At 68.0% G+C, this 6,228-nt stretch carries 5 protein-coding genes and 1 pseudogene; 3 read left to right on the plus strand and 3 right to left on the minus strand.

The features are described 5' to 3' along the window. Positions 1 to 2,241, plus strand: a 2,241-nt coding sequence (locus JF886_RS15650) for a BTAD domain-containing putative transcriptional regulator (protein WP_337314126.1), incomplete at its 5' end; no start/stop codon positions are given. Positions 2,242 to 2,592: 351 nt separating this feature from the next. Here the strand turns inward: JF886_RS15650 and JF886_RS15655 are convergent. Beyond that, positions 2,593 to 2,835: a DUF6458 family protein gene (locus JF886_RS15655; protein WP_337314128.1), complete on the minus strand. Its 243-nt coding sequence runs from the start codon at positions 2,833 to 2,835 to the stop codon at positions 2,593 to 2,595. A 585-nt stretch (positions 2,836 to 3,420) separates the two neighbouring features. Here JF886_RS15655 and JF886_RS15660 point away from each other — a divergent pair. Further along, positions 3,421 to 3,597, plus strand: a complete 177-nt coding sequence (locus JF886_RS15660; RefSeq protein WP_337314130.1) for a CsbD family protein — start codon at positions 3,421 to 3,423, stop codon at positions 3,595 to 3,597. 262 nt (positions 3,598 to 3,859) lie between these two features. Next, complete coding sequence (locus JF886_RS15665) at positions 3,860 to 4,969, plus strand: VTT domain-containing protein (RefSeq protein WP_337314132.1); 1,110 nt, start codon at positions 3,860 to 3,862, stop codon at positions 4,967 to 4,969. Positions 4,970 to 5,541: 572 nt separating this feature from the next. Here JF886_RS15665 and JF886_RS16970 read toward each other — a convergent pair. Beyond that, positions 5,542 to 5,604 (minus strand): hypothetical protein, encoded by a 63-nt coding sequence (locus JF886_RS16970; RefSeq protein WP_502711443.1) that lies wholly within the window; start codon positions 5,602 to 5,604, stop codon positions 5,542 to 5,544. Positions 5,605 to 5,755: 151 nt separating this feature from the next. Then, positions 5,756 to 5,872 (minus strand): annotated as a pseudogene (locus tag JF886_RS16855) (recombinase family protein); the annotation flags it as partial. Positions 5,873 to 6,228: the final 356 nt, after the last annotated feature.

Genomic DNA, 6,228 nt, shown 5'->3' on the forward strand with positions numbered 1-6,228 from the left:
GACGCGGGGTCTCCGGGCCCCGCGTCGGCGGCGTCAGCGCGCACGGAGCAGGTCGAGGTCCGCTCCGGAGACACCCTCTGGGGCATCGCCGGGCGCGAGCTTCACAACCTCACCCGATGGCCGGCGATCTGGCAGGCCAACAAGGATCGCGTCGAGGCTGATGGGCGGAGGTTCGAGGACCCGCACTGGATCTATCCCCACTGGCAGCTTGATGTGCCGGGGGCGGTTGCCGAGCCGCCGAGCGCGGCGATTCCGCCCGTCACGACCCCGACACCCCCGCCTGCCACCTCGCCAAGCCCCGTCACCCCAACCCCTACACCAGCGTCGTCGACGCCAGCCATCGCACCATCGCCGGCCAGCACCGCACCCGCCGCGCTCGGCGGCCCGCGCCCGAACGCCTCGCCGACCGGTCAGCCCGGGGGCGGCGGCAGCGCGACCGCGTCGGCAGGATGGACCGTGACGCTGGCCCGGGACGGCCTGATCAGTGGCGGCCTAGCGGCCGGTCTGGCCACCTTGTTGCTCGCCGCCCAACGCTACGAGCGCTGGCGACGGCGCCCGTCCGACCAAAGGCGCTCTCGAGTGGCCCTGATGGCCCGACGCCCCAATATGCTGCGCATCCGCGGCGCCCTGGCTGCGGCCGCGGAGCGGGCCCACGCCGACACCGACGACGACACTGGATCAGCGCCGAGCGCTGGAGATCTCCAGGCCGCCCTGGCCTCGGTGCAGATGGTGCCTGGGCGGATTCTGGTCGGCCAGCATGGAGTTGGTGGCGACGAGGTGATCGTCGACATCGACGAACTCAACGCTGTGGTGCTGGGCGGCGCCGGCGCTGATTCGGTGGCCCGAGCCCTGCTGCTCTCCTTTCTCGTCCACCACCCATGGGAGATGGCCCACGCAGTAATCGGCGGCAACGCGGCGAGTGTGCTGATGGCCGGAGCGGCAGCCGCCCCCGGTCTCCAACTCCATCCCGAGATCGACGCCTTCCTGACCCAGCTTGAGGGGGAGGTCGGCTATCAGCGCCGCATCCTCGACCGCGACCAGCTCGATGACTGGAGGCAGCTGGCCCACGGCGGCGACCCGCTGCCAGCGCTCATGGCTGTCGTTGGCGCCGACGACCTCAACCCCGCTCATCTCGAGCGCCTCCGCGCCGTGATCTCCCACGCCAGAGGGTGCGCCATCGCAGTGATCGTGCTCGGCTCGGCCGGTCAGCTTGTTGGGGGCCATCCGCTGGTGGTCGACGGTGACGGCACCGTCGAGCCCACGAGCGCCGGAGTGGTCAACGGGGCCAGCCTCCTCTACCACGTCGCCGCAGCGGAGGCCGAGGAGCTGCTCGCCGTGGTCGCCGCCGGCCGCGGGCCCGACATCGTCCCCGAGGTCAGCGCCGATGAGGAAGAGGCCGTCACCGTCATCGACGAGCCTGGCGAGCTCCGCCAGCCGTTCCGCGCCGCGTCGGTCTCGGTGGCGATGGCCGCCCTTGAGATGCGAGCCGTCGACGTGCGCATCTTTGGCCGAGTCCGCGTCCGCGTCAACGACAACGAGGTGGAGAAGGGGCTGCCCGCCAGCGGCCGGCAGGTACTCGCTCTCCTCGTGGTCCGGGGCGAGCTGACCGAGGCCCAGGGCGTCGACGCCTTTAGCGCCAGCAACCCGAGCAGCTACTACGCCAATCAGTGGGCCGCTGGGACTCGCAAGACCAGGGCGGCGCTCCGGGAGCTGCTCGGCGATCGGGGCGTCGACTGCCTGCCGTGCGTGGGCGGCCGCTTCCGCCTCAACGAGGAGATCATCTCCTCCGACTACGGCCGGCTGGTCGCGGGACGCGCGGCCGCCCGGCAAACCGCTGACCCCGAGGCGCGCCGGGCCATCCTCGCCGGCGCTACCCAGGACGTCCGCGGCGAGCCCTTCGCCAACGCCGCCTATAACTGGGTCATCGAGGACGAGACGGCTGTTCGCAGCATGGGAATGGCGGCACTCGAGGAGCTCGCCACCCTGCACGCCACTGCTGGCGACCTCGACGCCGCCGTGGAGGCCCTCGACCAGGCGCTGAGCCTAGATCAAGACCCCGTCGAGGCCATCTTCCAGAAGATGCTCGTGCTCCAGCATCGCTTGGGCCACGGCGAGGCCGTGCGCGACCTCTATCGACGCCTGCAGCACCAACTCGCGCTGCGCTGTGATCGCGACCCCAGCGTTGAGACCGATTCGCTCATGGAATCGCTCCGTTCCACCCCGCGCCTGGTCGCCGGTTGACCCAAAGGATGCCATCACCGGAGCGGTGACGGCGGATGCCAGCATAGAAACAAGTTCAGCGCCCCAACTTCGAGCAACCGGCGCTGTCGCCCAATGCGGGACGTCAGGCACCGCACTGCCGGGTCGTCGGTGGTTGTCAGCAAGGGCGGTCGATCGCCGGCGGTGGCGCAGCGGTGCACTCCGCCTTCAGAGGCGTGTCGCACGCTGGCAGACGGAGAGTCGGCACTCAGGCACCCAGAGGGTGGGTATCCAGCGTGGTAAGCGCCAACTGCCCCGGGGGCCTCAGATCACGGGAGAGACTCTCGATGCCGCGCGACGCGGGGCGCACTCCACCGCCGGGTGGAAGGTTGCCTACGAGTGATCGATGGTCGTGGTCGTCGTGTCCCCAGGACCCACGGTTGTCGTGCGACGACGTGTGAAGCCGCCCCACGAGGACCAGAAAAACATGGACAGCACCGTTCCCAGGACGCCGACCGCGAGCAGGATGAGACCGATCGTGTGCAGATTCACCCCCGCGCCAGACGTGTCGACATTGACCGCAAAGGCGAGAATCGCGCCGACCGCGATCAAGACGATTCCGACTCCTAGACCCATGGCGCGTCGTGGCCTCCTAGTTCGGGAAATAGTTTTACCGTACCGGCTAAACGACGAGCGGTCAATGCGCGTTACCTCAACGTCGCATAGTCCTTTCCGGGTGCGGGCTCAGCACAGGCGCCAGATGTTGGAGAACGCACGAGGCGAGGCAGATTCGTGCAATCGCAGATTCGTGCAATCCAAGAAGAGGTCCCGCCAAACGGCGTGGCCCGCGCGTCACTGTTGGCCTCTCTCGCTCACTGGCCCGATGTTGGAGGCTGTTCCACCTCGTCCTTCGCCCCGGCAGCGAATGCGCCGTGCTTCAGGAGCTGCGTCCTTCGAGCCGCCCGGACGCCAGGTCCGCCCACACGGTGTCTTCCCCGACGCTCGGCACCGTCAGTGCGCATTGGGCGCTGACCCCAACCCCTGTCACAGTAGCCAGCGGCGTGTCCCGGAGGGTCACTGGAACCCGCGACGAGCCGGTCGACCGTGGTGGAGGGAGGCGCCGCGAATAGATCGTTCCCGTCACCTGGCCCGTGATGGCGTTGCCTCGGCGGTGACACCCGGTCTAGGCTAGGCGCACTTGTCATCACGGAGGCAGGACAAATGGGCGGAAATAGCGACAAGGCCGTCGGCCGGGTCAAGAAGGCGGCCGGGGACCTCACCGGCGACCGTCAGCTGAAGTCTGAGGGCAAGAAGCAGGAAACCGCGGGCGCAGTGAAGAACGCCGGCAAGAAAGTCAGGGACAGGGCTCACCACGTCGCCGAGAAGATCAAGGACTGACGCGCTGTCGTCGCGGCGAGACGGCGCCACGACCTCGACGCACGGGCGTGTGGGTCCTCTGCCGAGGCCGGCCAGCCCTCCCTTGTCGGAGCGTCAAGAGTAATCCGCTGGTGCTGCTGCTCACCAGTCCAGCGATGACCGGGACGGTGTTTGTCTGAACTTTCTGCAAGGTCTCCACGGCGTCGTCGCCGTCGTTCTGCTCTGCGGCCTGCTGTTCGCCGAGGAGTCCGGTGTTCCGCTGCCGTTCGCCCCAGGAGAGATCGTGCTGCTGGCCGCGGGCCTGCTGATCGCCGCCGGCGGACTCGACCCGTATGCTTTCATTCCGCTCGCGATTCTGGTGTGCATCGCCGGCTCGATCGTTGGGTACAGCTGGGCGCGACTGGTGGGCGAGCGGGGACTCCTCTCCTTGGCGCAGCGGCTCCATCAGCAGCGCAACCTCGAGCGCGTGTCGACGCGGGTGCGGTCAGCGGGCTGGATGGGAGTAGCGCTTAGCCGGCTGATCCCTGGGCTGCGCATCTACACCACCCTGGTGGCCGGCGCCGTGCGTGTGCCGCGGCGCACCTTCATCGTGGCCATGGTGCCGTCCACCATCGTGTGGGTGGGCGCGTTCGTCGCGCTCGGCACCGTCGTCGGCATCCCTGTCGAGCATTTCTTCAACCAAGTCGAGCAACTCGCAGTGCAGGGCGTGATCTTGGTCGTCATGGGCCTGGGAATCTACCTCGCCATCAGACGCACGCCCCCGTCCGCAGGTGCCGGGCTGGTACGGGTGCCGCGCGTTGTCCGCGCCTCCATTGCCGCCGCCATCGACATCGGCGTGATCGCCAGCATCGTGACCGGGCTGCTCGCCCTCGGCCGACGGCTGTTCGGAGTGGGCATCGGAGCCGGCTGGCTCGACGTGGTGATCCCCATGGTGGTGGTTGGGATCATCTACATCGTGGTCGCGCGCCGCGGCGCCGGTGCCACGGTGGGGGAGGCGCTCATGCAGACCAGCTACGTCAGCGGACGGCAGCTGCCCCGGCGTCCCCAGGAGGCCTGGCAGGCAGCGCGAGCGCTGCTGGCCGGCTCTCCCGACGAGCTGCAGCCTACCGCCGACCTGCTCCGCTCCCTCGCCGATCCTGCTCGCCTCCGCTTGGTGCGCCACCTCCTCGATCAGCCGCGCAGCGTGGAGGAGCTCGCCGCGCTGACCAGGACTGACAGCTTCGAGGTGCGCCACCAGCTTGACCGCATGCTCAGTGGGGGCGTGCTGATCGTGCAGGCGGAGGGCGAGATGGCGCGCTCGCAGGTGCAGCCCGACCTTGTGGTCCCGCTGCTCGAGTTCCTGTCAGCAGTACCCCGTGCGACGGTCAGTCGCCCTCCGACCGCGCAGCCATGACCGTGACCATCTGGAGCGACCCCAGCGCTGCCCGATTCGGTTCGATGACACTGATCCGGGTCGCGTACGCCGCGCATCACGAGGCGTCGACTGTCGACGCCAGCGGCGGCAGCCAGTCGAGCGCTGGGCAACGGCAACAGCGATGTAGTCGGGGCCTCCGGCTCGGCCACCGCTGACTTCTTTAACTCAGGCCATGCTTACACCGATTACCAAGACTGGCAGTTCAATCTCCCGAGCGGCTACACGGTATCAAGCTGCGACTGAGGGCATAGCGTAATCACGAACCACCGGCCCTACTCAGCGGGGGGCAGCAAGGGCTGCCCCCCGCTGCATGGTTGTGAGTGAGCAGTCCTCGGGCTAAAGACGGCCTGACGGAGCCAAAGGGTCACAGGCCTGGTCCGAACCGCGTCGCCAGGCTGGCGAAGGCTCGCCCTTGCGATGGGACATCACCGAGCGGGACGTAACTATAGGAAACGACCGTTTCGTATAGGGACGTCGGCCACCGCCTGCTACCTGGGGTGCCGGTAAGAACGCTGTCACCAGATCCAAACGAGCATCGACTGATCCGGTCGTCAGCGCTGGCCTGTGGCGGCGAGGTGTCGGTAGATGCTGGCGCGGGAGACGCCGAGGGCTATGGCGATCTGGGTTGGGCTTTCGCCGCTGGCTCTGCGGGCCCGTGGCGGCGGCGATCTTGTCGGCGTCCATGACGACCGGGCGGCCGCCAACCCGGCCTTGGGCTCGGGCAGCGGCCAGGCCGGCGAGGGTGCGTTCGCGGAGCATGTCTCGTTCGAGCTCGGCGAAGGCGGCCATCATGGTGAAGAAAAACTTCCCCTCATCGGTGGGACTGTAGGTGCCGGCCAGGCGGCCAGTGACGATGCGCAGCCCGATCCCTCGCTCGTGCAGGAATGTGTCATACGCCGCAAACTGGGATGACCTTCGTCGCGAGAAAGTCGAGAATGCTCGGAGACTGACAGATTAATCGGCCTCCCACGATTCGCGGTGCCTCTGGAGCGCCAACGGCCGGGCATTTTTGCCAAACGCCAGCGGGCGAACCGGCACTCTCGCGGGGCCACCACGGCGATGCCTGCCACAGTAACTAGCACCTACCGGGACATCCAGCCTACTCAAGATCATCCTGTTTTGCACTTGGCGACACGTTCGGGAGTCCCGGGCCTATGAGTGCTGTCCGATCCGCGCCCGCAAGCGGTCGCTCAAGCTGACGCGGTACGGTAATGCTCGAAGCTCGTCCGGAGTAACCG

The organism is Candidatus Aeolococcus gillhamiae, assembly GCF_016464765.1.
GTDB lineage: Bacteria > Chloroflexota > Dormibacteria > Aeolococcales > Aeolococcaceae > Aeolococcus > Aeolococcus gillhamiae.

Bases quoted from the DNA above. Each gene is read 5' to 3' on its own strand.
- JF886_RS15655 (WP_337314128.1), bottom strand. From the start codon at position 2,835: ATGGGTCTAGGAGTCGGAATCGTCTTGATCGCGGTCGGCGCGATTCTC.
- JF886_RS15660 (WP_337314130.1), top strand. From the start codon at position 3,421: ATGGGCGGAAATAGCGACAAGGCCGTCGGCCGGGTCAAGAAGGCGGCC.